Annotated in this window: 22 protein-coding genes; 14 read left to right on the top strand and 8 right to left on the bottom strand. The window is 44.5% G+C overall.

What is annotated here, in order from left to right:
• Window positions 1–34 precede the first annotated feature (34 nt).
• On the top strand, window positions 35–793 hold the full coding sequence (locus AC23N5_RS28060) for an RpnC/YadD family protein (RefSeq protein WP_487758068.1): 759 nt from the start codon (window positions 35–37) through the stop codon (window positions 791–793).
• A 237-nt stretch (window positions 794–1,030) separates the two neighbouring features.
• Here AC23N5_RS28060 and AC23N5_RS28065 read toward each other — a convergent pair whose 3' ends face one another.
• On the bottom strand, window positions 1,031–1,276 hold the full coding sequence (locus AC23N5_RS28065; RefSeq protein WP_487758069.1) for a hypothetical protein: 246 nt from the start codon (window positions 1,274–1,276) through the stop codon (window positions 1,031–1,033).
• 178 nt (window positions 1,277–1,454) lie between these two features.
• On the opposite strand from AC23N5_RS28065, the gene AC23N5_RS28070 reads away from it, so the two are divergent.
• From AC23N5_RS28070 to AC23N5_RS28090, 5 genes are all read left to right on the top strand, one after another.
• On the top strand, window positions 1,455–1,676 hold the full coding sequence (locus AC23N5_RS28070; RefSeq protein WP_028526399.1) for an antitoxin VbhA family protein: 222 nt from the start codon (window positions 1,455–1,457) through the stop codon (window positions 1,674–1,676).
• The gene (locus AC23N5_RS28075) at window positions 1,669–2,277 is read left to right on the top strand and encodes a Fic/DOC family protein (protein WP_487758070.1); all 609 of its coding nucleotides are present in this window, start codon (window positions 1,669–1,671) and stop codon (window positions 2,275–2,277) included. The genes AC23N5_RS28070 and AC23N5_RS28075 overlap by 8 nt, the downstream gene beginning before the upstream one ends.
• 259 nt (window positions 2,278–2,536) lie before the next feature.
• A complete protein-coding gene (locus AC23N5_RS28080; RefSeq protein WP_487758071.1) occupies window positions 2,537–3,595 on the top strand; it encodes a ligand-binding sensor domain-containing protein in 1,059 nt (352 codons plus the stop codon).
• Window positions 3,596–3,826: 231 nt separating this feature from the next.
• Window positions 3,827–5,710 (top strand): heparinase II/III domain-containing protein, encoded by a 1,884-nt coding sequence (locus AC23N5_RS28085; protein WP_487758072.1) that lies wholly within the window; start codon window positions 3,827–3,829, stop codon window positions 5,708–5,710.
• Window positions 5,711–5,808: 98 nt separating this feature from the next.
• Window positions 5,809–7,281, top strand: a complete 1,473-nt coding sequence (locus tag AC23N5_RS28090; RefSeq protein WP_487758073.1) for a BNR-4 repeat-containing protein — start codon at window positions 5,809–5,811, stop codon at window positions 7,279–7,281.
• A gap of 307 nt (window positions 7,282–7,588) precedes the next feature.
• On the opposite strand, the gene AC23N5_RS28095 is transcribed toward AC23N5_RS28090, so the two are convergent.
• The 5 genes from AC23N5_RS28095 to AC23N5_RS28115 form a co-directional block, all read right to left on the bottom strand.
• Window positions 7,589–7,813: a ferredoxin gene (locus AC23N5_RS28095; protein ID WP_487758074.1), complete on the bottom strand. Its 225-nt coding sequence runs from the start codon at window positions 7,811–7,813 to the stop codon at window positions 7,589–7,591.
• Window positions 7,806–9,053: a peptidase U32 family protein gene (locus tag AC23N5_RS28100; protein ID WP_487758075.1), complete on the bottom strand. Its 1,248-nt coding sequence runs from the start codon at window positions 9,051–9,053 to the stop codon at window positions 7,806–7,808. The genes AC23N5_RS28095 and AC23N5_RS28100 overlap by 8 nt, the downstream gene beginning before the upstream one ends.
• Before the next feature lie 58 nt (window positions 9,054–9,111).
• Entirely contained in the window at window positions 9,112–10,374 is a 1,263-nt protein-coding gene (locus AC23N5_RS28105; RefSeq protein ID WP_487758076.1) for a pepsin/retropepsin-like aspartic protease family protein, read from the bottom strand.
• 140 nt (window positions 10,375–10,514) lie between these two features.
• Window positions 10,515–11,141, bottom strand: coding sequence for a response regulator transcription factor (locus AC23N5_RS28110; protein WP_122929399.1), 627 nt, complete (start codon window positions 11,139–11,141; stop codon window positions 10,515–10,517).
• A gap of 29 nt (window positions 11,142–11,170) precedes the next feature.
• Window positions 11,171–14,116, bottom strand: coding sequence for a sensor histidine kinase (locus AC23N5_RS28115; protein WP_487758077.1), 2,946 nt, complete (start codon window positions 14,114–14,116; stop codon window positions 11,171–11,173).
• 269 nt (window positions 14,117–14,385) lie between these two features.
• Here AC23N5_RS28115 and AC23N5_RS28120 point away from each other — a divergent pair, with 269 nt between their 5' ends.
• Entirely contained in the window at window positions 14,386–15,633 is a 1,248-nt protein-coding gene (locus AC23N5_RS28120) for an NAD(P)/FAD-dependent oxidoreductase (RefSeq protein WP_487758078.1), read from the top strand.
• Between the two features lie 92 nt (window positions 15,634–15,725).
• Here AC23N5_RS28120 and AC23N5_RS28125 read toward each other — a convergent pair whose 3' ends face one another.
• Window positions 15,726–16,166, bottom strand: a complete 441-nt coding sequence (locus tag AC23N5_RS28125; RefSeq protein ID WP_183971583.1) for a DUF4890 domain-containing protein — start codon at window positions 16,164–16,166, stop codon at window positions 15,726–15,728.
• A gap of 370 nt (window positions 16,167–16,536) precedes the next feature.
• Here AC23N5_RS28125 and hisG point away from each other — a divergent pair, with 370 nt between their 5' ends.
• The 7 genes from hisG (at window position 16,537) to AC23N5_RS28160 (ending at window position 22,984) form a co-directional block, all read left to right on the top strand.
• Window positions 16,537–17,391, top strand: a complete 855-nt coding sequence (gene hisG, locus AC23N5_RS28130) for an ATP phosphoribosyltransferase (protein ID WP_122934248.1) — start codon at window positions 16,537–16,539, stop codon at window positions 17,389–17,391.
• A 28-nt stretch (window positions 17,392–17,419) separates the two neighbouring features.
• Window positions 17,420–18,688 carry a histidinol dehydrogenase gene (hisD, locus tag AC23N5_RS28135; RefSeq protein ID WP_487758079.1) on the top strand — a complete coding sequence of 423 codons (1,269 nt, stop codon included), beginning with the start codon at window positions 17,420–17,422 and terminating at the stop codon, window positions 18,686–18,688.
• A gap of 85 nt (window positions 18,689–18,773) precedes the next feature.
• On the top strand, window positions 18,774–19,964 hold the full coding sequence (locus AC23N5_RS28140; protein ID WP_487758080.1) for an AAA family ATPase: 1,191 nt from the start codon (window positions 18,774–18,776) through the stop codon (window positions 19,962–19,964).
• Window positions 19,961–20,638: an HNH endonuclease family protein gene (locus AC23N5_RS28145; protein WP_487758081.1), complete on the top strand. Its 678-nt coding sequence runs from the start codon at window positions 19,961–19,963 to the stop codon at window positions 20,636–20,638. Before AC23N5_RS28140 ends, AC23N5_RS28145 begins: the two co-directional genes overlap by 4 nt.
• On the top strand, window positions 20,635–21,741 hold the full coding sequence (gene hisC / locus AC23N5_RS28150; protein WP_487758082.1) for a histidinol-phosphate transaminase: 1,107 nt from the start codon (window positions 20,635–20,637) through the stop codon (window positions 21,739–21,741). Before AC23N5_RS28145 ends, hisC begins: the two co-directional genes overlap by 4 nt.
• Window positions 21,741–22,457 carry a DUF1003 domain-containing protein gene (locus AC23N5_RS28155; protein ID WP_183971580.1) on the top strand — a complete coding sequence of 239 codons (717 nt, stop codon included), beginning with the start codon at window positions 21,741–21,743 and terminating at the stop codon, window positions 22,455–22,457. The genes hisC and AC23N5_RS28155 overlap by 1 nt, the downstream gene beginning before the upstream one ends.
• Entirely contained in the window at window positions 22,454–22,984 is a 531-nt protein-coding gene (locus AC23N5_RS28160; protein ID WP_487758083.1) for a hypothetical protein, read from the top strand. Before AC23N5_RS28155 ends, AC23N5_RS28160 begins: the two co-directional genes overlap by 4 nt.
• Before the next feature lie 185 nt (window positions 22,985–23,169).
• On the opposite strand, the gene AC23N5_RS28165 is transcribed toward AC23N5_RS28160, so the two are convergent.
• Complete coding sequence (locus AC23N5_RS28165; protein ID WP_183971578.1) at window positions 23,170–24,159, bottom strand: NAD(P)H-dependent glycerol-3-phosphate dehydrogenase; 990 nt, start codon at window positions 24,157–24,159, stop codon at window positions 23,170–23,172.
• Window positions 24,160–24,236 lie beyond the last annotated feature (77 nt).

Below are 24,236 nucleotides of genomic sequence, written 5' to 3' on the forward strand. Positions count from 1 at the left end.
CCACTCTGGTACTGTTTGTTAAAAATACTCAATCTTGAAATTTTACCATAGTACAAACCTAAAGGGCGGCCCCGTTGAAATTACAGCTGTTTCTATGGAAGAATTACCTGATGATGTTCAGCACACTAAAGAACGCAAACCTGATGTACTCAAAAAAGTAACCGATACAAAAGGAGAGACTTTTGTGCTTCAAATTGAGTTTCAAGTGAAAGACGAACCCGAAATGGTTTATCGAATGGCAGACTATTACATTATGCTTGAACGAAAATATGACCTACCTATCGAACAGTTTGTCATTTTTCTCGGTACAGACAAGCCTAAAATGCCAACCGAACTTGACAGAAAACGATTAAAGTTTAGCTTTCCACTTGTTTCGTTTTTAGAACTTGACTACCATATTTTCCTTAACTCGGACAAGCCCGAAGAAATCATATTGGGCATTTTGGCAAATTTCAAGGGTGAAAATCCTGAAAATGCTTTAAAACAGATACTTGTACGTATAAAAGAAACTACCAAAGGAGATTTTTCGTTAAATAGATACTTTAATCAGTTGCGTGTTTTGGCTCAACTTCGTAACTTGGAACTAAATTTAAAAAACGCTATGGACAGCATCTCAGAATATATCAAAGAAGAAAGAGACGTTCTATTTTTGAGAGGTCTTGACAAAGGAAAAGAATCTTTTGTTAAATATCTTTTAAATGAAGGTAACAAAACCTTTGAGCAAATCGCAGACATTACAGGCGTAGCAGTAGACTTTGTTAAAGCTGTACACCAACAACTTACTGGCAAATAGATACTTGACTGGCGAAAGAAGCGATAGCCACCAACATTGTATCGGTTCGCCGATGCGATTATAAAAAAGTGGCGAACGGAAGTAATTCAGCCTCGTACTATCTTCAACATTAGCCCTAAATTGGGTCGCATCGGCACTCCGATTTTGTGCTTTTAATCCCACTTCCCCGATGGCGCGAACGTCTCGTTCGTGTCTTTTATTATCAGGCTTCCAGCCTTGCATTTTCCCTTTCCAAGGCTAGAAGCCTCGGAATAGTGAGCACGAGCGATACGCCCGCGCTATCGTAGTTTTTGACACAATGGAGGGTGATTTGGTCAATTGAACATTTTTCCCGATGGCGCGAACGTCTCGTTCGTGTCTTTGATTATCAGGCTTCCAGCCTTGCATTTTCCCTTTCAAGGCCAGAAGCCTCGAAATAGTGAGCACGAGCAAAACGCCCGCGCTATCGTAGTTTTTGACACAATGGCGGGTGATGTGGTTCATTGAGCATATTGCCTTGCATCCATCCCGAAATCTTTTGGGATGGTGTATTGACAGTTTTATAGGCAGAAATCCATCCAAATGCCAAGCCCTATCCATTATGCATCCTTCTAAAACAACAGAAAACAAGCGATTTAGCCCAAATATTTTGTAAATTTGAAAAGAATTTAAGATTAAAAAAATGTTCAACACAATTGAAATAGACAGAAGCAACCTGACAATAATGGGAGTTAAGTTTTCGGACTTGAAAACCTTAGAAAGCACTGCAAACGCTCTGGGAAGTAATATGTTTGAAGGATTTAAACCTACACCAAAAGGAGTTGAAATTATAAGGGACTACGTGACAGGCAAAATATCACTCACAGAACTTGTGGCATTTGCCAAACAAAAAGCCTATGTCTAACTCCTACAAATACATAGACCCTGACTTCACCTACACTGACCCCAAGACAGGACTTTTACGGAATTTACAAGACATTACCGACCCCGATGTTTTACTCTTTGTTGAGAGTGGTGCGGTAACAAAAAGGCTTAAAGAACTCTACGAAAACCCAATTAAAATCAAGGGTATAGATAGTCTATTTGAAATTCATAGACATTTATTTCAGGACATATACGTTTGGGCAGGCAAGAAGCGAACAGTCGAAATTAGCAAAGGCGGTAAACAGTTTTTTCCTACTTCACACTTTGACAACGCCTGTAGATACATTGACCAGTTAGTTACCGAGTTCAAGAAAACTCCAAAAGACAACAAAAAACACTTAGCCAATAAATTGGCAGAAATTTTAGATAACGTTAACTATTTACACCCATTCAGAGAAGGAAATGGAAGAACCCAAAGAGAATTCTTAAGATTATTAGCTTTAGAAAAAGGCTTGACCTTAAATCTCAACCCACCAGACAATAAATGTATTTACGAACGATATATGAAAGGAACTATTGAAAGTGACGTAAATACATTGATTGAGTTAATTTTTGAATTAATTAACACGAGTAAAAAATAGGGAAACGGTGCAAAATAACTAAGCCCCGTTGTGGCCGAAGGTCAACCCATTGGCCTAGCATCAACTACCCGATGGCGCGAACGTCTCGTTCGTGTCTTTTATTATCAGGCTTCCAGCCTTGCATTTTCCTTTCTAAGGCTAGAAGCCTCGGAATAGTGAGCACGAGCGATACGCCCACGCTATCGTAGTTTTGTGCTACTTCACTACGTGCTAAAACGTTGGTGGCTATTCTATAACAGGCAGCAATAAACAAACAGAGATGAAATTAACAATACTCTTAATTTTCAGTATTATACCCATTTTTACTTCGTGCAATGGGCAAACTTCTAATTCAAAAAACCATTCTTTCCTTTTAACAGAAATAAAGGTAAAGGGCGACACTGTAAAAGAGCTTGGAAGCAGTAGTATGGTAATTTACCAAGACAAGAAAAATAATTATTGGTTTGGTAGTTGGAAAACGGGCGTGTACAAATATGATGGTAAAACCTTGATAAACTACACAACAAAACACGGTTTGTACACTGATAGAGTTGATGATATAAAAGAAGATGATTCGGGCAACCTATATTTCTCAGGTATGAATCCAAATGCTACAATAACAAAGTTTGACGGAAAATCATTTACCAATATTAGAGCCACTCCGAGTAATGAATGGAAACTTGAAGCGAAAGATTTGTGGCTAAAAAATGCTTATCAAGACAAACAAAAAGTTTATCGTTTTGATGGAAATACCTTGTATGAATTGACGCTTCCCAAGCCACCCAAACTTAACAATCCATTTGAAGTTTACAGCATTTATAGAGACCGAAAAGGTAACATTTGGTTTGGCACCAATCCAGTTGGCGTGTGTCGTTACGATGGAAAATCATTCGACTGGATTACCGAAGAAGATGTGACAGAATTTCGCAACGAAGGAGCAAATGGAGTGCGTTCCATGACAGAAGACAAAAATGGCGACTTTTGGTTTAATACCGAAAACCGTTATAGTGTTTACGACAGTACAACTTTAAAAAACAATACCTTTTATACAAGACACGAAAGCATTGGTAGTTTAGATGGAAAAAATACAAGAGGTCTAAATGAGTATCTTTCAACGGTAAGAGACAACGAGAATAATTTGTGGTTTGTAACGTATCGTGATGGAGTTTGGAAATATGATGGAACAAAAATTACGCACTTTACCGTTCAAGACAACTCCAAAGACATTACTTTATTCAGTATTTACAAAGACAACAATGGCGATCTTTGGCTTGGCACACACGAAAATGGTGCATATAAATTTAATGGAAAGACATTTGAAAAGTTCAAACCATACTGACGAAACAAAACATTTTGTCTTGCATCCCCTGATGGCGAGAGCGTGCCATTCCTGTCTTTGATTCTCAAGTTTCTAGCTTGCCATTTTGCCGTTCCAAGGCTAGAAGCCTCAAACTAGTGAGCACGAACGAAACGCCCGCGCTATCGTGCATCGACTAAAAAATCGTACTTTTGCCCCATCGTAGGTAAGAATCGATGCCTAGCGACTTCCTAATTTAGTACGCATCCACCAATGAAAAGAACATCATTTCTACTCAGCTTTTTGGGCGTTTTGTGCCTGCATTTCACCCTTCAAGCGCAGCTAAAACACGTATCAACCAGCACCAACGTCCCTGCGCACCCGCGAATCATGCTGCTGAAGGGGGAGGAAAAGGAGATTTTAAAAAACATTTCTTCGGATAAATCGTGGGCAAAACTCCACCAAACCATTGTGGCCGAGTGCGACAATATGATTGCCCTTGAACCTCTGCAACGGATACAGATTGGACGGCGGCTATTGGACAAATCGCGGGAGGCATTGCGTCGAATTTTCTACCTGTCGTATGCCTACCGTACTACCAAAAACCCTGCTTACTTAAAGCGGGCGGAGACCGAACTGCTGACCGTGGCGCAGTTTTCGGACTGGAACCCTTCTCATTTTTTGGACGTGGGCGAAATGACGATGGCCGTGGCGATTGGCTACGATTGGCTGTACCACGACCTCCAAAAAAGTTCGCTGCCCGTGTTGCGAGAGGCCATTTTGAAAAAAGGTTTAGAGCCTTCGTTGGATGCCAAATACAACAGTTGGCTAAAGGCGTCGCACAACTGGAATCAGGTGTGCAATGCGGGCATGACGTACGGCGCATTGGCGATTTTTGAAGACAAACCCGAATTGGCCAAACAAATCATCGACCGTGCCATCGAATCCATCAAACTCCCGATGGAAGACTACAACCCCGACGGCGCTTACCCCGAAGGATACAGCTACTGGGGCTACGGCACAAGCTTTAACGTGCTGTTTTTGAGCGCCATCAACCGCGCTTTGGGCAGCGAATTTGGGTTATCTCGGGGGCGTGGGTTTTTGAATACGGGCAGCTATGTGCAGCAGATGGTGGGCACGTCGGGTAAAACCTTCAACTATTCCGACGCAGGAAGCGGCTCGGGCGGACTGAACCCTACTTTGTGCTGGTTTGCCGAACGTACCAACGACGCCTCTTTGTTGTTTTTACAGAAAAAAGCATTTGAAAATTTATCCCCCTCCGTCACCAAAGACCGTATCCTTCCTGCGGCGTTGATTTGGGGTAAAAGCCTAAAAATCAGTACTGCTCCTGCGCCAAGTGCGTTGGCGTGGGTGGGTCAAGGCAAAAATCCCGTCGCGCTCATGCGGACTTCATGGACCGACCCCAACGCCATTTACGTGGGGCTAAAAGCGGGCTCTCCGTCGGTCAATCACGCGCACATGGACATTGGTTCGTTTGTGATGGATGCCTTGGGCGAACGCTGGAGCATGGACTTTGGCATGCAAGAATACGAGTCGTTGGAATCCAAAGGGGTCAAATTATGGGGACGCGAACAAGAGGCCGAACGCTGGCAAGTGTATCGATACAATAACCTAGCTCACAGCACGTTGGCTTTCGACAATGGTTTTCAACTCGTGGACGGCTACGCCCGAATCACCAGTTTCACCCAACGCCCCGTGTTTTTGAGTGCCACCACGGATATGACATCGGTGTATCGAAATGCGGTTGCGATCGCCAAGCGTGGGCTGGCGATTATCGACCAAAAATACGTGGTGGTAAAAGATGAGATTACGACTTCCGACAAACCAACGGTGGTGCGCTGGGCCATGCTGACACCCGCGGAGGTACGAATAGGTACCAACGGTAGCGCTGAATTGTTCCAAAACGGGAGACGAGTGCAGCTCAAAGTCATGGAACCCGCCAGCGTGACCCTTAAAACGTGGTCAACACAACCTACCCACGATTACGATGCACCCAATCCTGGCACGACGCTGGTGGGTTTTGAATTAACGCTACCCTCCAATACGTCCCAAATCATTAATGTCCAGCTCATTCCCGAGGGTATTTCGGTGAATGAAGATACCAAAATCCCCTCCTTGAAAGACTGGAGGAGGTAATTTTTCCACCTTCCCGAAAGTTCTGAAACTTTCGGGAAGGTAATCAGAACTTTCGGGAAGGTAATCAAAAGCCCTATTCTACCACAACCCCCAAACCAATGAAAAACACCTTTTTCTACGCCATTGCATTGACCGTTTTTTGCCTGCCATCGCTACAAGCGCAAACCCTCAACCAAACCGATGATGGTTTTCGAGGTATTTGGTATCATATTGGTAAATTAGACAACGAATACGTCCACAAATACAGCGGTGGATTGGGAACGTATCCATCCAACCACAACCCTTTTGCGGTGTATAGTCCAGAGGTAAACAAAACGTTTTTTTGTTACGGAGGGGCTTCCAAAGCCGCCAAACCAAGCCTTTTGCACGAAATAGCCTTTTATGACCACCAAACGGGGCTGGTTTCAAAACCCACCATTGTACTCGACAAAGCCACCGACGACGCCCACGATAATCCCGTCTTGAACATCGACGCACAGGGCTACATTTGGGTATTTTCGACTTCGCACGGGGTAGAACGCCCGTCGTACCTTCACCGCAGCCGCAAGCCGTACGACATCAGCGCTTTTGATAAAATCGAGGCTACTTTCGTCAAAAATGGCCAAGAAACGGCCTTTAATAACTTTTCGTACTTGCAAAGTTATTACCAAAAAGGCAACGGTTTTTTTCATTTGATGACGCACTACGAACGAGGAATCTTAAAGTACGGTGCCAAAAAACCCCGTCGCACCATCGGTTTTATAACAAGTTCAGACGGACTCAAATGGTCAGAAATCAAGAACATTGGTACCATCGAAGAAGGTCATTATCAAACCAGTGGGCAGTGGAAAAACAAAATTGGGACTTCGTTCAACATGCACCCCGATACTGAAAAAGGGGCTGGGCTGGATTATCGAACCAATTTGTACTACGTCGAAACTGCTGATTTTGGTAAAACGTGGCAAAATGCGGCGGGAGAAACGGTTCAGTTGCCGCTGGCTACGCCACAAAACGCGGCATTGGTCAAAGACTATCAGTCGTTGGGCTTGAATGTATATATCAACGATGTGGCTCATACTTCCAAAGGCTATCCCATCATTCTTTACGTCACCAGCAAAGGCCCCGACCCAGGGCCAGCCCAAGGCCCGCATACGTGGCAGGTGGCGGCTTGGAACGGCAAAGCGTGGGACATTGCTACCGTCGCCCTTTCTGACCATAACTATGACATGGGGTCGTTGTACATCGAAAGTGCCAATCGTTGGAAAATCATCGGCCCCGTGGAAGCAGGCCCTCAGCCGTACGGCACGGGCGGAGAAGTGGGCGTGTGGGTGAGCAACAACCAAGGCAAAACGTGGAAAAAACAGCCTTCTTTGACCCAAAACAGCGTTTATAATCATTCATACGTGCGTCGGCCTGCCCATGTTCATCCCGATTTTTACGCTTTTTGGGCAGATGGGCACGCGCGACAACCGTCGGAATCATCGCTCTATTTTGCCAATCAAAAAGGGGAAGTATTTCGCTTGCCCCGCCAAATGACCACGGAAATGGCGAAGCCCGAACGGGTTTTGGTAGCCCCTTCCCGAAAGTTTTGATACCTTCCCGAAAGTTATGAAACTTTCGGGAAGGTCGGCATTTGTCACCTCGACGAAGGAGAAGTCTAACGCCTTCGAGAAGGGTCGGGTTGTGAGCAACCCGCCTCACGACGTCCGATGGCGCGAGGCTCCAGCCTCGTGATGATTATCAAAAGGCTTCTAGCCCAGTTATTTCAACAAAAGGCTGGTAGCCTTGGAATAGGTAGCACGAGGCGGAGCTGCGCGCTATCGAAGAAGGGGAGGGTTGTGAGCATCCCTACTCACAGATACCTTTCCGAAAGTTTTGAAACTTTCGGAAAGGTGGAAATTACTGCAAAATCTGAATCACATTAACGGGACAAGCCGCGGCGGCTTGCTGATTTTGAGGGAGTTCGTCTTCCGAAAGTAAAATTTGATAAATCCCTTTTTTCTCTTTGGCTCCCAACAACACGGCCTTACCGTCTTTTTTGGACATGCGCCAGCGCTCAAACGCAATCTCCACGCAGGCGTTGCAGCCAATGCAGCGGTTTCGGTAATGAAAGACTTTAAACATCGCTGCTCACTACTTTATAAAGTTTGTCTGAAGGTCTGATTTTTTCAGGAATACGAATCGCCACGGTGTGTCCTTTGATGGCTTTATCGACAGAAGCACCCGAATCGAGGCGAATTTCTTCGACGGTGGTTTCTACATAACCCGTTGTAGGGCCTGTTACGATGAGCTTATCGCCCACTTTCACGTCGTGGCTTTCGAGGACAAACTCCCCTACCCCCACTCGTTCAAAATACTTTACGCCCTTACCAATGTACAGTTTTTTCTGGGTAGCTACGGAACCGTATTGATTGCTCCATTCTCCCATTTTTCTTCCCAAATAATAGCCATCCCAAAAACCACGATTGTAAACACTGCTGAGGCGTTCTTTCCAATCTTCGATTTTTTCTGGGGTATAAGTACCGTTTTCGATGGCATCCACGGCTTCGCGGTAACATTGGGTGGTGGTATAAACGTAGTCGGCAGCGCGGCCACGTCCTTCAATCTTGAGTACGCTCACGCCTGCGTCAATGATTTTGTCCAAAAAGTCGATGGTACATAAATCTTTGGCCGACATGATGTATTCGTTGTCGATTTTGAGTTCAATGCCTTCTTCGTCAGTCACCACGTACTCACGACGGCAGTTTTGGATGCACGCACCGCGGTTGGCCGAGGCATTGTGGGAGTGCAAACTCAAATAACATTTGCCCGAAACGGCCATGCAAAGCGCGCCGTGGGCAAAAATCTCGACCTGCACCAACTGACCCGACGGCCCTGTGATTTGGTTACGATGAATGGTTTTGACGATGTCGCCCACTTGCTTGAGGGTAAGCTCGCGCGCCATCACCACCACGTCGGCGTAGTCGGCATAGAGTTCTACCGTTTCGATATTGGTAATGTTCGACTGGGTCGAAATGTGCAACTCCATCCCCTTTTTACGGCAATAATTCATCACCGCCAAATCGGAAGCAATCACGGCCGTGATGCCTGCTTCCTTGGCTTGGTCGATGATACGACGCATGAGCGAAATGTCGTGGTCGTAAATAATCGTATTGAGCGTAATGTAACTTTTTACGTTGTGTTCTTTGCAGACGCGCGCCACTTCGGGCAAGTCATCTACGGTAAAATTATTGGTTTGGCGGGCGCGCATATTGAGCTGTTCCACGCCAAAATAAACCGAATTAGCACCCGCTTTTATGCCTGCCATCATTGATTCCCACGAACCAGCAGGGGCCATTATTTCGATAGTTTGCTTTGTTGCCATTGGACAAAAATTGAAATCGTACAAATCGGCCACAAAGGTAACGTTTTTGTCGGTACCGTTAAATAACCCGTTTCAAGGCAAACTCTGCCACCACTAGGCGGCCATTACGCCGAACGACCAATTGTACCTCTTTGCCTTCTTTCTGCTGAAATGTTCGATAAATCTCTGAAAGTGTGAGGGTTTGCACAGGTTCATGGTTAACTAACATCAATTGGTCTCCTATCTGAAGTCCCGCTTGGTGGGCAGGGGAGTTTTCGGTAATACTTTCGATAAAATAGTGACGAAAATCATTTCCTTTGGCCCTAATATCGATACCGCTCATGTCATGCTCAAATTTTTCGTTTAAAAATCGACGAACAGGTTTAAGAACGATGTACCCTTCTTCGTAGTTGAACGTTACTTTAAAACGTCGCAAAAACTCTCCTCCGAGGTTCCCATGTCGTTGGGGAGATTTCGGAGAAAGTTTAATACCCAACGAACTGCTATCAGGGAAAGTCGCGAGTACGTCGTTGAGTTCATACTGGCCAATTCGGACTTTGGATAGACGCCCAATGTGTCCGTTGATTTCTCCTCCTAATCCTACTCCTAGTTGGGCTTTGATAACTTTCTGGGGCAGTTGGAGGTGCGAGGCGGCAGTATTGAGCATCAAGGCGTGCCCTGCACCTGTATCCAATACCACCCGAATCGGCAGTTCTTGGTTATTGGAAAACACCGTGACGGCATCCAAGTAGGGTTTCGAGCGTTCGATGGTAATGGGCAATTTACTGCCTTTTTTGGGAGAATATTTATAATGTTGTGGGGTCGTTAGCGTAAGTTCACTCGTTTGGAAATCAATGGTAACCACAAATTTACTAAAAAGCTCATAGCCAAAAATACCGTGAATCTGCGTACCTACTAACTCCGAAAGCCGTAGCACATCATCATCCATCACCACGATGGTTTGCTTCAATCCCCGCATCTGTCCCATCACAAAGGTATTCCCGATGGTCACGTCAGCGCTGATAGGTTGTCCCCCGCCGATGCCCTCGATGGCCATTTTCCGAACCGATTTCATCCCGAGTTTTTGGGCAACGTCACTATTGGTAAGCATCATCGAACTTACCCCCGTGTCTAAAATAAATCGTAAGGTATCAGAAGCATTGATTTTGACGGGCACGATAATCAAATTGGAATGTAATTCAAACGGAATACGGGTCGTCTTTCGACCGTGCAATAGGTGAAACCCGTGGACGTCTTCTTCTTTCTTGAGAGGTCTGGCCAAAGTACTGATACTCTGCACCAACAGTACACAACAAAGCAGGCAATAAGCGATAGATTTCATGGAAAGGAGGGTTTTTGGTGAACGAAAACTGGCTGTCATCTTTCCCATGAAATTACACAAAAAACAAAATCGGCGCATCCCCCCAAAATGGTGTTTTTTGGAAAAATGCCCCGTTTTTTTATCCCCCAAAAAAGGGGGTTTTATATTAATTTGTCTTTGACCGCTTTTTTCAGCGCTTCTGTTTTGTTGGTGACGTGTAGTTTTTGGTAAATATTCCGAATGTGAGTTTTGACCGTTTCGACACTGATAAACAATTCATCGGCAATCGAATGGTAGGTTTTTCCTTTGGCCAAAAGCGTCAGAACGTCGGTTTCGCGGTCAGAAAGTGGAGAATTCAAGTTTCTTTGAAAAGACTTTACCACCAACGAAGCAATCTTAGAACTCATCGGAGCCCCACCCGTCAGTACCTCGTCGATGGCGTTCAAAAGGCGAATGTGGTCGGTATCTTTGGTCAAATACCCCGACGCGCCCGCACACAAAGCTTCAAACACAAGTTTGCTGTCTTCGTGTACACTAATCACCAAAATAGTGGTAGAAGGACGCTCGCGCAGAATGCGTTTGATGCCTTCAATGCCGTGCATTCCTGGCAGTTCGAGGTCAATCAAAACCAGCTCAGGCGCGTCTTTTCGCAGGTTTTTCAAGGCATCCATGCAGTTGGTGTAGGTATTCACTACCCTAAACCGCTGTTGGCTTCCGATGATGAGTGCCAAGCCATCTTTGACCGCTTCGTTGTCTTCAATGACCGTAATTTTTGTAACGTTATTCATTATACGTATTTTGTTTAGGCCCCTTCTTTCTACCGAATTTTGGGGGAGGCTGTTTTAGTAGGAATCGTACCCGTCAGTGTCAGCGCTGTTCCCGAAGGAGAACGGGGCGCAATCGCGAGCGAGCAATGAATTTTTTCGGCACGTTGGCGCATGTTATTAAGCCCTTTGTGATACCCATCGGTGGGAAAAACAATCCCGCAACCATCATCTTCCAACGAAAAAGAAACGTTTTGCCCTTGAAGGGTTGCACAAAAGTAAATATTTTGGCATTGTGCATGTTTAATACAGTTGGTTAAAGCTTCTTTAAAAATCATAATAACCTGAATACTCCAACCTGGCGGTAAGGTTACATTTTCGAGCTCAAAAGGTATGGTGGTATTGGAATGAAACCGTATGGTGGTGTCCTGAAGAAGGTTTTCACCAAAATCTTTGATGTACAAAACAAGCTCTTTAACGAGGTTGCTTTCGGGGTCGATCGCCCATATAAAATCTTTAGTATCCCGAAATAACCGTACCACATTTTTCTCAATTTCGCCCACAATTCTTTTTTCTTCGTTGCCCGTTTCTCTGCTTTCGTACCTCAATTTAAGAACACTCGACTGCATCCGAATGGCCGCAAGTCGATTACCCAGTTCGTCATGAAAATCCTGCGCCAGCTGCACCCGAATGGCCGCCTCAGCTTCTTGCTTGAGCTTTTCATAGGCCAATACCCGCCGCGTACGGTACTGAATATAAAGCTGTTGGACTAAACCTACGGAGGCAATCAAAAGACTAATCACCAAGGCAATAAACCAAGAACGCTGATAAAAAGGCGGCACAATCTCAAACGCATACACGGCCGTTTCTCCCCAGCGATTATCCCCCAAAGATGCCCGAACGTTGAACCGATACTTGCCTGGGTTCAGATGCGAATAAACAACACTGGTCTGCTCCGTAGGGCCCAGCCACGCTTCATCCTCGCCTTCGAGTTGGTATTGATACCTGACAAGATCAGGGTGGCTGTGATTAATAGATATAAAACTGATTTTAAGCTGATTACGGGTATGTGGGAGCGACAACTCATTGGGTACGTTATACCAAGTGTCTTTACTTTTGGCAAATTGAACCAAGTTTGTCGTGTCAAACGGGGATTTCACTTCGGTAAAGTGGACTTTTGGGGTAGTTGGCAAACGGAGTTTTGGATTTTCACGGTAATGAAAAATTCCTTTGATGGTGCCAATCCAAAAGTCACCGTTCGGACTTACGTAAGCCGTATTGGCGTTGGTTTCACGGGCGGTAAATCCGTCGGTTTCGTTGAAGTGCCGAATAGAAGCAATGCGAAATTGCGCATCCAACGTCAAAAGGTCAATCCCCCGTTCTGTACCTATCCAAAGCCTTCCTTTTGGGTCAAAACTCGTATTGTAAATAAGGTTAGAACATAGCCCTTGCTTGACGGTAAAAAAGCGTTTTTGTTTGGTTTTTGGATCAAAAACAACCACGCCATCTTCAAAACTACCCAAAGCCAACAGCCCGTCGTAGCGCTGCGCCATACTTAACGCAGGAAATGAAGCCAGTTCATTATCGTACTGAAAATCAGAAACTTTACCATTACGAACAACATTCAAACCCCTTGGCCCCGCCGTCAACAGCTCGCCCGATTGCAACAGCAGCGTGCGCCTCACAAAACTGCCTTTGAGTCCTTCTTTGGAATGAAAATGCTGGAACGATTTTCCATCGTACAATAAAACGCCGTTTGAGGTGCTCATCCAAACCTCCTTCCCTTTACCTGCCTGCATAAACAGCGTAACACCTTGGGACGAGATGTATTCGTCGAGGGGAAAATACGTTACCTTATCGGTTTGCACTTTATAAACCCCTGGCCCCGCCAACCCTACCCACACATTCCCTTCATTATCAACGGATAAGCAATTAACCCTTTTGCGTTGAAGTGAAAGTGGAACGGGCAAAGGGCGGTTGGTTTGGGTGTCAACGATGTCTAAACCTCCATCAAAATAGCTTACCCACAGCCTCCCCGTGGGCGACAAAGCCAAAGAAGAAATCGTGTTCCCGTGCAAGCCAGTTTGTGTGTTAAGGCTCGTAAAGGCAGGGTTGGTGAACTTATACACGCCGTCGCCGTCGGTGGTAAACCAAAGATTTCCTTCACGGTCTTCGAGCAGTCCACGAACCATAAAGTTGGAAAAGCCATTGTCGGCATTAAACCACAAGATGTTTCCTTGCTGATACCGCAATGCCCCCATCGAAAGCCCCATCCAAATACTACCGTCGGACGCTTCGGTCATTTCGTGGACAATGTCGTGGCTAATAGCGGTCAGTGCCGAAGGTGTTTTTGCGTTTGTGGTAAACACCCCTTCGTCAGTACCTAGCCAAAGAAGCCCTTGATTATCAAAGAGAATACTTCGCAATACCAACGCTGGTGAAAAATTATAGCGGCGAAATAACCCTTTGGGAGTCACCTCAAAAATCTCTCCGCTGTAGGTCGAAACCATGAGTTTGCCGTCGGGTGTCACCGACATATCACTAAAAAAAGAAGGTCGGTCGGAGCTGTTTTTTTTCAAAAATCGAAGACTATCCCCCAGTAGCAACCCCAATTGGCTAGCGTTACAAATGGCATAGACATTGCCTTTGGTGTCGCCAATGACCGACGAAACGGTGTAGGGTTCGCGGTCGGATGTCCGCACGGGGCGGGTGCGTTGCCCATCGTAAATCGACAATCCAAAGGGTGTCCCCATGTACATGGTGCCCTTGGTGTCGATTTCGAGCGATAAAATATTGTTGGCGGGCAGGTTATCTTCTTTTCGGTAGGTCGTAAAATGCAAGCCATCAAAGCGCGAAAGCCCTCCTCCCCGAGTCGAAAGCCAAATATAGCCCAAGCGGTCTTGTTCGATGTCGGTGACTTGCGACTGCCCCAACCCCGAAAAGATGTCGTAGTGCTGAAAATGATATACCTGCGCTACGGATGTATGTACCACCCACATGACCCAAACGGATATAAGCCATCCGCAGGTCTTTGCTCGTCTGCTTAACATTTCACGACTGTCACATTAAAAATGAAGTGGACAAAAATACGATAAATCGACGGAAGACCAAGAGACGTATAAAATACCTTTTGTCGTTCTGACAAACGAAAAAACATAAAAGTCAATATTTCATTAAAAGTCGTCAAAAATCCTCCACCGAGCTGTCGATACTTATTGTAATTTTGGCCATCCAACTTGGCAAGGAATACTACATAAAAAAGTTTACTATGAGCAACATCACGATTGTAGGCGGAGGCGTAAGCGGCCTTTTTTCGGCCTACTACCTCCAGCAAGCAGGCCACAAAGTCGCTATTATTGAACAGGGCAACTTCAGCGACGGCTGTTCGTTTGGCAACGCGGGGATGATTGTGCCGAGCCACATCGTACCTTTGGCACAACCTGGCATGATTGCTAAAGGGCTTCGCTGGATGCTCAAGTCAACAAGTCCATTTTACGTCAAACCAAGATTGAGCTGGGACTTAATGCGCTGGGGGATGTTGTTTTGGAAACATTCGACCGAAGAACACGTACAGCGCTCAATTCCTATTTTAAGAGACATGAGTTTGTTGAGTAAACAACTATTTCAAGAGCTCGCCACTACCAACGAAGTAGATTTTGGGTGGCACGAGCGCGGGTTGTTGATGTTGTACAAAAACGCCGATACCGAACACGAAATGGCCGAAGAAGCCGCAATTGCCAACAAAGCAGGCATTGTAGCCGAAGTGCTCGACGGGCGCCAAGTGCAAAACCTTGAACCCGACGTGAAGGTGGACGTACGCGGGGGAGTCTATTATCCTGGCGATGCCCACATTACGCCTAATTTGCTCATCAAAAATTTGGTTGGCTACCTCCGAGCCAAAGGCGTCGCTTTCCACGAAAACCAAGAAGTGACCGATTTTGAGAAAAATGGAAAAAAAATAACGGCTGTCCTGACCCGTACGGGAAAATTTGAAGTACAAGAACTGGTGATAGCCGCAGGAGCATGGTCGCCCGTGTTGAGTGAAAAGTTGGGTATTTCGTTGCCCCTACAAGGCGGGAAAGGCTACAGTTTCATGCTAAAAAACAAAACCAACAATATCCACGTCCCAGCCATCATGTTGGAAGCACGCGCCACGGCCACACCGATGGGAAGCGATTTGCGTTTTGCGGGGACGCTCGAAGTGGCAGGAACGGATTTGAGTATAAATATGAACCGAGTGCGGGGAATTGTGCAGGGAATCAACAATTATTACCCCGAAATAGAAGTACAACTTCCTGAAAAAGAAAAGGTTTGGAGTGGACTACGTCCGTGTTCACCCGATGGTATTCCGTACGTGGGTCGAGTCGAGCACTTTGATAACCTTACCCTCGCCACGGGACACGGCATGATGGGGATTAGCCTTGGGCCTGCCACAGGGAAGCTGGTGTCGGAGATTGTGACTCATGAACCTACCAGTATGAACATGCAACCTTTTGCACCGTTACGTTTTTCTTAGAAGTAAAACCTCCCGAAAGTTTTGAAACTAACCTCCCGAAAGTTTCAGCCTAACCTCCCGAAAGTTCAAAACTTTCGGGAGGTTGAAGCCGATTAATTATTTGTGTGCGGCATTGATTTTTTCTTCTCCAAATAAAGCGCCCACTGCTCAGGGGTCAGAATTTTTTGATACTTGGCTTCGCGTTCAGTCCACCACGTGTCTACCAGTTTACGAATATCTTGCAACTCTTGCTGCGTTGGACGTGTATTAGCGTGGGTTTTCATAAACGCCTCTTGGTAGTCCATCATCCGCAAACAATAATCCAAATTCACCGTTTCGACCGAAATCTCTTGGTCTTCGTTTAATTTCAGTTTTTTCTTCATCCATTTGGTTTGGTCTTCGGCCATTTTGTCCGAAGTAAGCGCCTTTGGAGGTGGGTTCGGCGTTTGAGGAAGTCGGCCACCATAGCCTCCTCGCCCGTAGCCGCCATATCCATACTGCGCCATTGAACTAACACTTACAAATAGCAGCGCAACGAGAAAAAAAAGCTTCATGTTCATCGTAATCGTTTTTATAAAAAGTGACTGATAAAGTACTTGTACCAATTGATTTCCAAAAATAAATCGAAAAACCAAACCCACCACATTTCTTGCACAATTTCTCAAAATGGCGTGTTTTTAAACTGCTACTGTCTTTTTTTGTACAAATCCTTGACAATCCTGCCTGACCGTCCTACATTTGTGGCATCAATTTGTACAATTCTTCGTGAAAACACAGAACTACGCCTTTTTTCGACATCGTCACTTCCACGCCTGCGGGCGAGCGTAGAACCTTTTTAGTTAAGTTTTTCACATTTTTCAATGGTCTCGTGGTTGTCTTGAAGACGAAATGGAACCTACACCCACTGTTAAACACAAACAATTCATGTTACGTATTGCCATTCAAAAATCGGGACGTTTGAGCGACGATTCCATTAAGTTATTTAAAGAATGTGGTATCCGTTTTGAGAGCGGTTCGACGGGTAAACTCAAATCTCTTTCGACCAATTTCCCTGCGGAGTTTCTTTTTCTTCGCGACGATGATATCCCAGGTTACGTGGAAGACGGCGTAGCTGACTTGGGTATTGTAGGCGAAAACGTACTCGTTGAGTCGAGCAAAAACGTACGTGTCGTTCACCAATTAGGCTTCTCAAAGTGCCGCCTCTCGTTGGCGATTCCGCGCAGTACGCAGTGGAACGGTGTGCAAGATCTTCAGGGACGCGGTATTGCGACTTCTTATCCACGGATTTTAGGAAATTATCTCCAAGAACACGGCGTAGAAGCCGAAATCCACGAAATCAGTGGCTCAGTCGAAATCGCGCCAAGTATCGGTTTGGCCGATGCCGTTTGTGACATCGTTAGCTCAGGTAGCACGCTGTTGAGCAATGGTTTGAAAGAAGTAGAAGTAATTTTCAAATCAGAAGCCGTGTTGATTGGAAGCAATCAATTATCGAACGAAAAACAAGTAATTTTGGAAAGCCTCTTGTTCCGAATCAATGCCGTTCAAGCAGCACAAAGCAACAAATACATTGTTCTTAATAGTCCCGTTGAAGCCATTGACCAAATTGCGGCCTTGCTTCCAGGCATGAAAGCCCCCACCGTAGTACCTTTGAAAACGGAAGGATGGGTGTCGTTACATTCGGTGATTAATGAAAACGATTTTTGGACCAACATCGTCAAAATCCGCGAAGCAGGCGCTGAGGGAATCTTGGTCATTCCGATTGAAAAGATGGTTTACTAACAAGTTTCAAAACGAGTTATCTGTCACTATGCAAATTATTCCTTTTCCTAAAAAATCAGACTGGCCTGCTTTGTTGGCACGACCAACGCAAAGCATTGCCAATATTGAGAAAGCCGTAGCGCCTATTTTGGAGAAAGTCCGTACCGAGGGCGACGCCGCCATTCGTGCATTGACGTTACAGTTTGATAAAATAAAACTTGGGGAGATTGCCATGCCCCAAGCCACCGTCGATGCTGCCGAAGCGGCGCTTTCGGAGGAACTGAAAGCGGCAATTCGCCAAGCATACCAAAACATCCGTACCTTTCACGAGGCGCAACACCAACCCGTGCAGAAAATCGAAACGATGCCAGGCGTTACGTGTTGGCGTAAAAGCGTGGGGATTGATAAAGTAGGTTTGTACATTCCAGGTGGGTCAGCGCCTTTGTTTAGTACGGTGCTGATGCTGGGCGTTCCTGCCCAATTGGCAGGCTGCCGCGAAGTCGTTCTTTGTACGCCAAGCGACCACCCTGCTATCTTGTACGCAGCTCAATTGGTGGGTGTGACAAAGATATTTCGCGTAGGTGGCGCCCAAGCCATTGCGGCGATGGCCTACGGAACAGAGTCAGTACCAAAGGTGTATAAAATCTTTGGCCCAGGCAACCAATACGTGACCGCGGCAAAGATGTTGTTGGCCAAAGAGGGCGTGGCGATAGACATGCCTGCGGGGCCGTCGGAGGTAGCGGTGTATGCCGATGCTACCGCATTGCCGTCGTTTGTTGCGGCCGATTTGCTCTCGCAAGCCGAGCACGGTGCCGACAGCCAAGTATTGTTGGTATCGACGGACAAAAAGTTTTTGGCCGCCGTCAATCTTACTTTATCGACACAGTTGGAAGCCCTACCGCGCAAAGAACTGGCGCGCCAAGCAATTGAGAACAGCAAGGCGATTTTGGTCGAAACCCAAGAAGAAGCCATTGAATTGCTGAACGAATACGCGGCGGAGCACTTGATTTTGAGCGTCGAAAATGCCGAGGCGGTTAGCGAACAGATTTACAACGCAGGCTCGATTTTTTTAGGAAATTATACTCCCGAATCGTGTGGTGATTATGCGTCGGGTACGAACCATACCTTGCCAACCAACGGTCACGCGCGGGCGTACAGCGGGGTGTCGCTAGATAGTTTTGTGAAAAAGATTACGATTCAGCACATTACCCCCGAAGGGCTTAAAGAACTTGGCCCAACCGTGGAAGCCATGGCTGAAGCGGAGTCGCTCCAAGCGCACAAACGCGCCGTGAGTCTGCGATTGAGTAGTTTGAAGTAATGCCGTGAATTTTACTACTTTAAAGTTCGTTGCCCAATAAAGATGGCGACGAACTTTAAAGTGAAACTTCTAATGTACAATTATTATGGAAGAAATCTTTGTTACCAAACTTCGTATCAATAAGGTTCGTCATTTAGAGAACCTTGAAATACCGTTGTCGGATACGGAGCGAAAGCATTTGATTTTGACGGGTAAAAATGGGAGTGGGAAGACGAGTGTGTTGGAAGCATTACAAAAACGATTGTATTTAATCTATCTTTCAAATGAGAAATATGTAATTAATCAGGTGGATGAGGATACAAGCATAGGCGATTTAATGCAATTTGGTACAAATATAAAAAGCAATGAAGATGCGCTATTTATTTTCAATAGGGCTGAATTGATACCAAAAAACATTTCCAAAGAGAATTTTATATTAGCTTACTTTAAGGCAAAAAGAAAACCCGAGTATCGGCTCTCAGAATCTATAAAAAAAGTCAATATATCTACTTATTACCACCAATATGAAAATGCTAATTCTGTTTTTTTAGATTATCTTGTTTATTTAAGGGCAGAAAGGTCATTTGCAAATGAGGAAAATAACTTTGAAAAAGTAAATAAGATAGATTTATGGTTTGATAAATTTGAAGATTTACTAAAAAAAATATTTAATAATTCTAGTCTAAAGGCTTCTTTCGACAGGAGCGGCTTTAGCTACAACTACAAAATAGAAATTCCTGGAAAAGATCCATTTGATTTATTAAGCCTTTCCGACGGTTATGCAGCTATATTAGATATTATATCTGAATTAATTATGCGAATGGAAAATAAAGCCTCCCAAGTATATGATTTGCAAGGTATTGTTTTAATTGACGAAATAGAAACTCATTTACACATTGATTTACAAAAGAAAATCTTACCATTCCTTACTTCTTTCTTTCCAAAAATTCAATTTATTGTCACCACTCATTCACCTTTTGTGTTAAGCTCAATAGATAATGCCGTGATTTATGATTTAGAAAAACAGGAAAGAGTAGAAGATTTGTCGGCTTATTCTTACACAAATATTGTCAAAGGTTATTTTGAAGCAGACGAATATTCGCAAGAAGTGAAAGATAAAATACAAGAATATGAGTTGCTAGTCGAAAAATCAAAACATGATACTGAAGTACTTACACTAGAGGAGAAAGAAAAGTACTATGATTTTCAAAAGTATTTTGAACAATTACCCAAAACACTTTCTCCCGAACTACAGCTTAAAATTCAACAATTAGAATTAGCTCGATTAGCTCAATGATAAACATAGAAAAATCGCAACCCGCACCACTATGTTTAGCAGAGGAAGCGAAAAAGAAAAAAGGAGATTATAAATGTGGGGAAGTGGTAACCATCATTACGAGAGATTTTAATAACAAATGTTATATATGCGAAACAAAAGCTCCGACGACCATTAATGTAGAGCATTTTCGTCCCCATAAAGGCAACAAAGCATTGTTATTTGACTGGAATAACCTATTTTTTGCCTGTGGACATTGCAATAATACTAAACTTTCAAAGCCACAATATGATGACATTTTGGATTGTACCGATTCAAGGGTATTAATTACGAATGTGATTGAGCATATTTTTGACCCTCTCAAATCTGACTCCCCAGATTTTAAACCCCTCACTGAAAGTAACCCTGTTATAAATACAGTAATGCTTTTGGAAGAAGTATATGGTGGAAAAACAGTGCTAAAAAAAATAGAAGCTAGAAATATTATACAACAACTCACTGAGGAGCTGATTAAGTTTCTTCATTATGCTACAGGTTATTTATCATCGGAAGAAGAGCCTCAAAAAAAGCGAGACTTCCATGAATTAATTGTATCAAAATTAAAACCAGACACGGCCTTTACTGGCTTCAAAATATGGGTAGTAAAATCACACCCAAAGTTGTTACAAGAATTTAGACAATACCTACCACAATGACATTTGATTTAGCTTCGATTCTTCGTCCACACATTTTGAATTTGGTCCCCTATTCCTCAGCGCGCGATGAATATACGGGCAAAGAAGGGGTGTTTTTGGATGCCAATGAAAACCCGTATCAATCGGTGAACGGGCAGCAATGGAATCGCTACCCTGACCCGTACCAATGGGCTATCAAAGAAAAATTGGCTCCTATCAAAGGGGTCCGTCCTAGTCAAATATTCTTAGGAAATGGCTCTGACGAACCGATAGATTTGCTCGTTCGGGCTACTTGTACCCCACGCGAAGACAATATCCTTATCATGCCGCCTACATATGGCATGTATCAGGTGAGCGCTGATATCAATGATGTTCCCATTGTTAAGGTACCTCTGACGCCTGATTTTCAAATTGATACCGAAAAAGTGTTGGCAGCAGTTACGCCAAAGACCAAGATTATTTGGATTTGTTCCCCCAACAACCCTAGCGGGAATTTAGTAAAACGAGAAGCTATTTTGACCATTCTAACCAATTTTTCAGGGTTGGTCGTGGTGGATGAAGCATATATTGATTTTGCTGAAGTTCCCGAAAGTTTAGAACTTTCGGGAACTTCTAAACTTTCGGGAGGTTTGACAGCCTCTTTTACCAACGAATTGGACAATTACCCCAATCTTATCGTACTTCAAACGTTTTCTAAAGCGTGGGGTTTGGCTTCGCTGCGTTTAGGAATGTGCTTTGCGTCGGAAGAAATCATCAAAGTTTTGAACAAAATCAAACCACCCTATAACCTCAGCGGGGCTACTCAGGCGATTTTGTTGGAAGCCCTCGATTTTGTAGAAACCAAAAATCAGCTAGTAAAAGATATTTTGGTTGAAAGACAAAGGTTAGCGCAGGAGTTGGTTGTCATACCTACAGTGAAGCACATTTATCCGTCGGATGCTAACTTTTTATTGGTAAAATTTGAGAAAGCTAAACAGCTCTTTGATGATTTAATTGAACAAAAAATCATCGTCCGCGACCGCTCTAAAGTAACCCTTTGCGAAGATTGCTTACGCATAACGGTTGGGACAAGCGAGGAAAATAATGTACTATTGGAAGCGTTAAAAGAACTAAGCGAACAATAATGGAAGAATTTGTCAGTGATGTATCAAAACAATCGTTCCCAATTTCCGACAAAGTCGTGGGAGGATACATTACAGGTTCACTGTACGAATTTATCCGTTCTGAACATCCCGACTTTAGCAAAAACAGTTCGCTGTCGATTGCCGAGCTAAACGAATTGCGGCAAAAGTACATTTCGAGTTGTTTGATGAAGGATGGGCAGAAGTTGTCGAAGCTACAAAAGGACTTTACCAAGTCGTTACACAAGCTTCAAAGTCTGACAAAAACGGTAGAAGAGACTGACTTTTCGGATTTGACATTGGGGCAGCGCATTGCCGATAAAGTAGCTACGTTTGGCGGAAGTTGGACATTTATTCTTTCATTTGCTTTTTTTATCACTGTATGGATAAGTGTAAATATATGGGTCTTAGCCTCCAAACCATTTGACCCGTATCCATTTATTTTGTTAAACTTGCTGCTGTCGTGTTTGGCCGCCTTACAAGCTCCTGTGATTATGATGAGCCAAAATCGGCAGGAAGAAAAAGACCGAGAGCGGGCTAAAAAAGACTTTTTGATCAACCTCAAGTCTGAATTAGAAATCAGGTTGTTGCACGAAAAAGTTGACCATTTGATTATGCACCAGCAACAAGATTTGCTTGAGATTCAGAAAATTCAAGTCGAAATGATGGATAGTATTATCCAGAAAATAGAGCATATCAACAAAACTTCAAACCCATGAAAAAAGCCATTATTACGCTCATCTTTGTTCAATGCGTTGCGTTTGCCTCGCAAGCACAGTACAACAATTGGGCCATTGGATTTCAGCTAGTTGAACCATCTGGACTTAACGTCCGAAAGTACTATGGCGACAACAAGGCGTTGGATGTTTCGTTTGGAACGTATGGACTTTTCTACGGTCGCGACCGCAAATACCGTAAAGGTTTTTACCAAAATGCGGGCTTTTCGTTGCGCGTAAATCACCTTTGGCATACCGCTTTATTCAAAAAAGAACAACTTAGAGCGTATTACGGATTTGGTGGGCAAATCAACTCTCGCCGCTATTATTTTGATTCTAGAAATTCACCAGGTACAAAAGAATTTACGAATTCCATTTCTTTAGGGGGCTCAGGCTTGGCAGGAGCAGAATATTTTGTTTCCAATAGCCCATTGTCTTGCTTTTTAGAAACAGGGCTTTACGTCGAACTGGTTCCAGGAATCTTTTTTGTACATCCTCAAGCAAGTTTAGGCGTACGGTTCAATTTTTAATCTTCCGTCTGACTGTCGTCTGACGGTGTCACCTTGGTCAGACGATAGTCAGACCAAGACCTTATCTAACAAACCTAAAAGTTAACTTTCCGTCTGACTGTCGTCTGACGGAGTCACCTTGGTCAGACGATAGTCAGACCAAAAACTTGCCTGATAGCCTCCTGCGGGTCTGACTATCGTCTGACCTAACGGAGGCGGAGTTTAAGCTTGGCTATTTCTGAAGCGGGCGCTTCTCGTTCGTATAAAATCTTGTACGTAGCTTCTGTTATCGGCATTTCGACGCCGTATTGTTTATTCATTTCGTAAATGCTATTGACCGCATAATAGCCCTCAGCAATCATTTTCATCTCCATTTGCGCAGATTGCACACTGTAACCACGTCCAATCATGTTGCCAAAAGTACGGTTACGGCTAAATTGTGAATACGCCGTTACGAGCAAATCTCCCAAGTAAGCCGATGCACTCAAATCACGTTCGCGCGGGTCAACGGCATCGACAAACCGTTTGATTTCTTGCATGGCATTAGAAACCATAACGGCTTGAAAATTATCGCCGTAGCCTAAACCATGACTTATTCCACAAGCCAATGCCACGATATTTTTCATCACAGCGGCATATTCTACGCCGTACAGGTCCGCGAGAGGGTTCGCCGTCACGAAGGAACAACTCATGAGTTGGGCAAAATCAGCAGCACAGGCTTCGTGGGTTGACGCAATGGTCAAATAGGATTGCTTCTCTAAAGCCACTTCTTCGGCATGACAAGGCCCCGCAATAACGCACATTTGATCAATCGGAACGTGAAAATGTTCTTCTACCCAATCAGTTACCAAAATATGACGCTGAGGAATCATTCCCTTGATGGCCGAAACGACTCTTTTTCCTTCAAAGTGTTTGGGAGTCAGTGCCGCTAGGGGTTCTTGGACAAAAGCGGCAGGAATCGCCAAAATAACGTAGTCTGCGCCATTGAGGGCGTCGGTTATTTTGGTAAATGTCTTCACTTTACGCGGACTAAGGCGTACATCGCGCAGATAATCAGGGTTGTAGTGGTGCTTTCGGATGTGTTCAACGGCCGCACGGTCGCGAAGCCACCAACGAATTGAGACGTTGTTTTCAGAAAGAATTTTAATAATAGCGGTGGCCCAACTGCCTCCACCTATTACGGCGATTGATGTCATTTTTGGGGTATTGGTTCCTTCGTTTGTGGCACAAACTTGCGAAAAAACTCGCAGCTTTGCACGGTTATCCCCAACTT

The organism is Runella sp. R5_40 (assembly GCF_057652295.1).

Bases quoted from the DNA above. Each gene is read 5' to 3' on its own strand.
- AC23N5_RS28065 (WP_487758069.1), bottom strand. From the start codon at position 1,276: ATGAACCACATCACCCGCCATTGTGTCAAAAACTACGATAGCGCGGGC.
- AC23N5_RS28070 (WP_028526399.1), top strand. From the start codon at position 1,455: ATGTTCAACACAATTGAAATAGACAGAAGCAACCTGACAATAATGGGA.
- AC23N5_RS28075 (WP_487758070.1), top strand. From the start codon at position 1,669: ATGTCTAACTCCTACAAATACATAGACCCTGACTTCACCTACACTGAC.
- AC23N5_RS28080 (WP_487758071.1), top strand. From the start codon at position 2,537: ATGAAATTAACAATACTCTTAATTTTCAGTATTATACCCATTTTTACT.
- AC23N5_RS28085 (WP_487758072.1), top strand. From the start codon at position 3,827: ATGAAAAGAACATCATTTCTACTCAGCTTTTTGGGCGTTTTGTGCCTG.
- AC23N5_RS28090 (WP_487758073.1), top strand. From the start codon at position 5,809: ATGAAAAACACCTTTTTCTACGCCATTGCATTGACCGTTTTTTGCCTG.
- AC23N5_RS28095 (WP_487758074.1), bottom strand. From the start codon at position 7,813: ATGTTTAAAGTCTTTCATTACCGAAACCGCTGCATTGGCTGCAACGCC.
- AC23N5_RS28100 (WP_487758075.1), bottom strand. From the start codon at position 9,053: ATGGCAACAAAGCAAACTATCGAAATAATGGCCCCTGCTGGTTCGTGG.
- AC23N5_RS28105 (WP_487758076.1), bottom strand. From the start codon at position 10,374: ATGAAATCTATCGCTTATTGCCTGCTTTGTTGTGTACTGTTGGTGCAG.
- AC23N5_RS28110 (WP_122929399.1), bottom strand. From the start codon at position 11,141: ATGAATAACGTTACAAAAATTACGGTCATTGAAGACAACGAAGCGGTC.
- AC23N5_RS28115 (WP_487758077.1), bottom strand. From the start codon at position 14,116: ATGTGGGTGGTACATACATCCGTAGCGCAGGTATATCATTTTCAGCAC.
- AC23N5_RS28120 (WP_487758078.1), top strand. From the start codon at position 14,386: ATGAGCAACATCACGATTGTAGGCGGAGGCGTAAGCGGCCTTTTTTCG.
- AC23N5_RS28125 (WP_183971583.1), bottom strand. From the start codon at position 16,166: ATGAAGCTTTTTTTTCTCGTTGCGCTGCTATTTGTAAGTGTTAGTTCA.
- hisG (WP_122934248.1), top strand. From the start codon at position 16,537: ATGTTACGTATTGCCATTCAAAAATCGGGACGTTTGAGCGACGATTCC.
- hisD (WP_487758079.1), top strand. From the start codon at position 17,420: ATGCAAATTATTCCTTTTCCTAAAAAATCAGACTGGCCTGCTTTGTTG.
- AC23N5_RS28140 (WP_487758080.1), top strand. From the start codon at position 18,774: ATGGAAGAAATCTTTGTTACCAAACTTCGTATCAATAAGGTTCGTCAT.
- AC23N5_RS28145 (WP_487758081.1), top strand. From the start codon at position 19,961: ATGATAAACATAGAAAAATCGCAACCCGCACCACTATGTTTAGCAGAG.
- hisC (WP_487758082.1), top strand. From the start codon at position 20,635: ATGACATTTGATTTAGCTTCGATTCTTCGTCCACACATTTTGAATTTG.
- AC23N5_RS28155 (WP_183971580.1), top strand. From the start codon at position 21,741: ATGGAAGAATTTGTCAGTGATGTATCAAAACAATCGTTCCCAATTTCC.
- AC23N5_RS28160 (WP_487758083.1), top strand. From the start codon at position 22,454: ATGAAAAAAGCCATTATTACGCTCATCTTTGTTCAATGCGTTGCGTTT.
- AC23N5_RS28165 (WP_183971578.1), bottom strand. From the start codon at position 24,159: ATGACATCAATCGCCGTAATAGGTGGAGGCAGTTGGGCCACCGCTATT.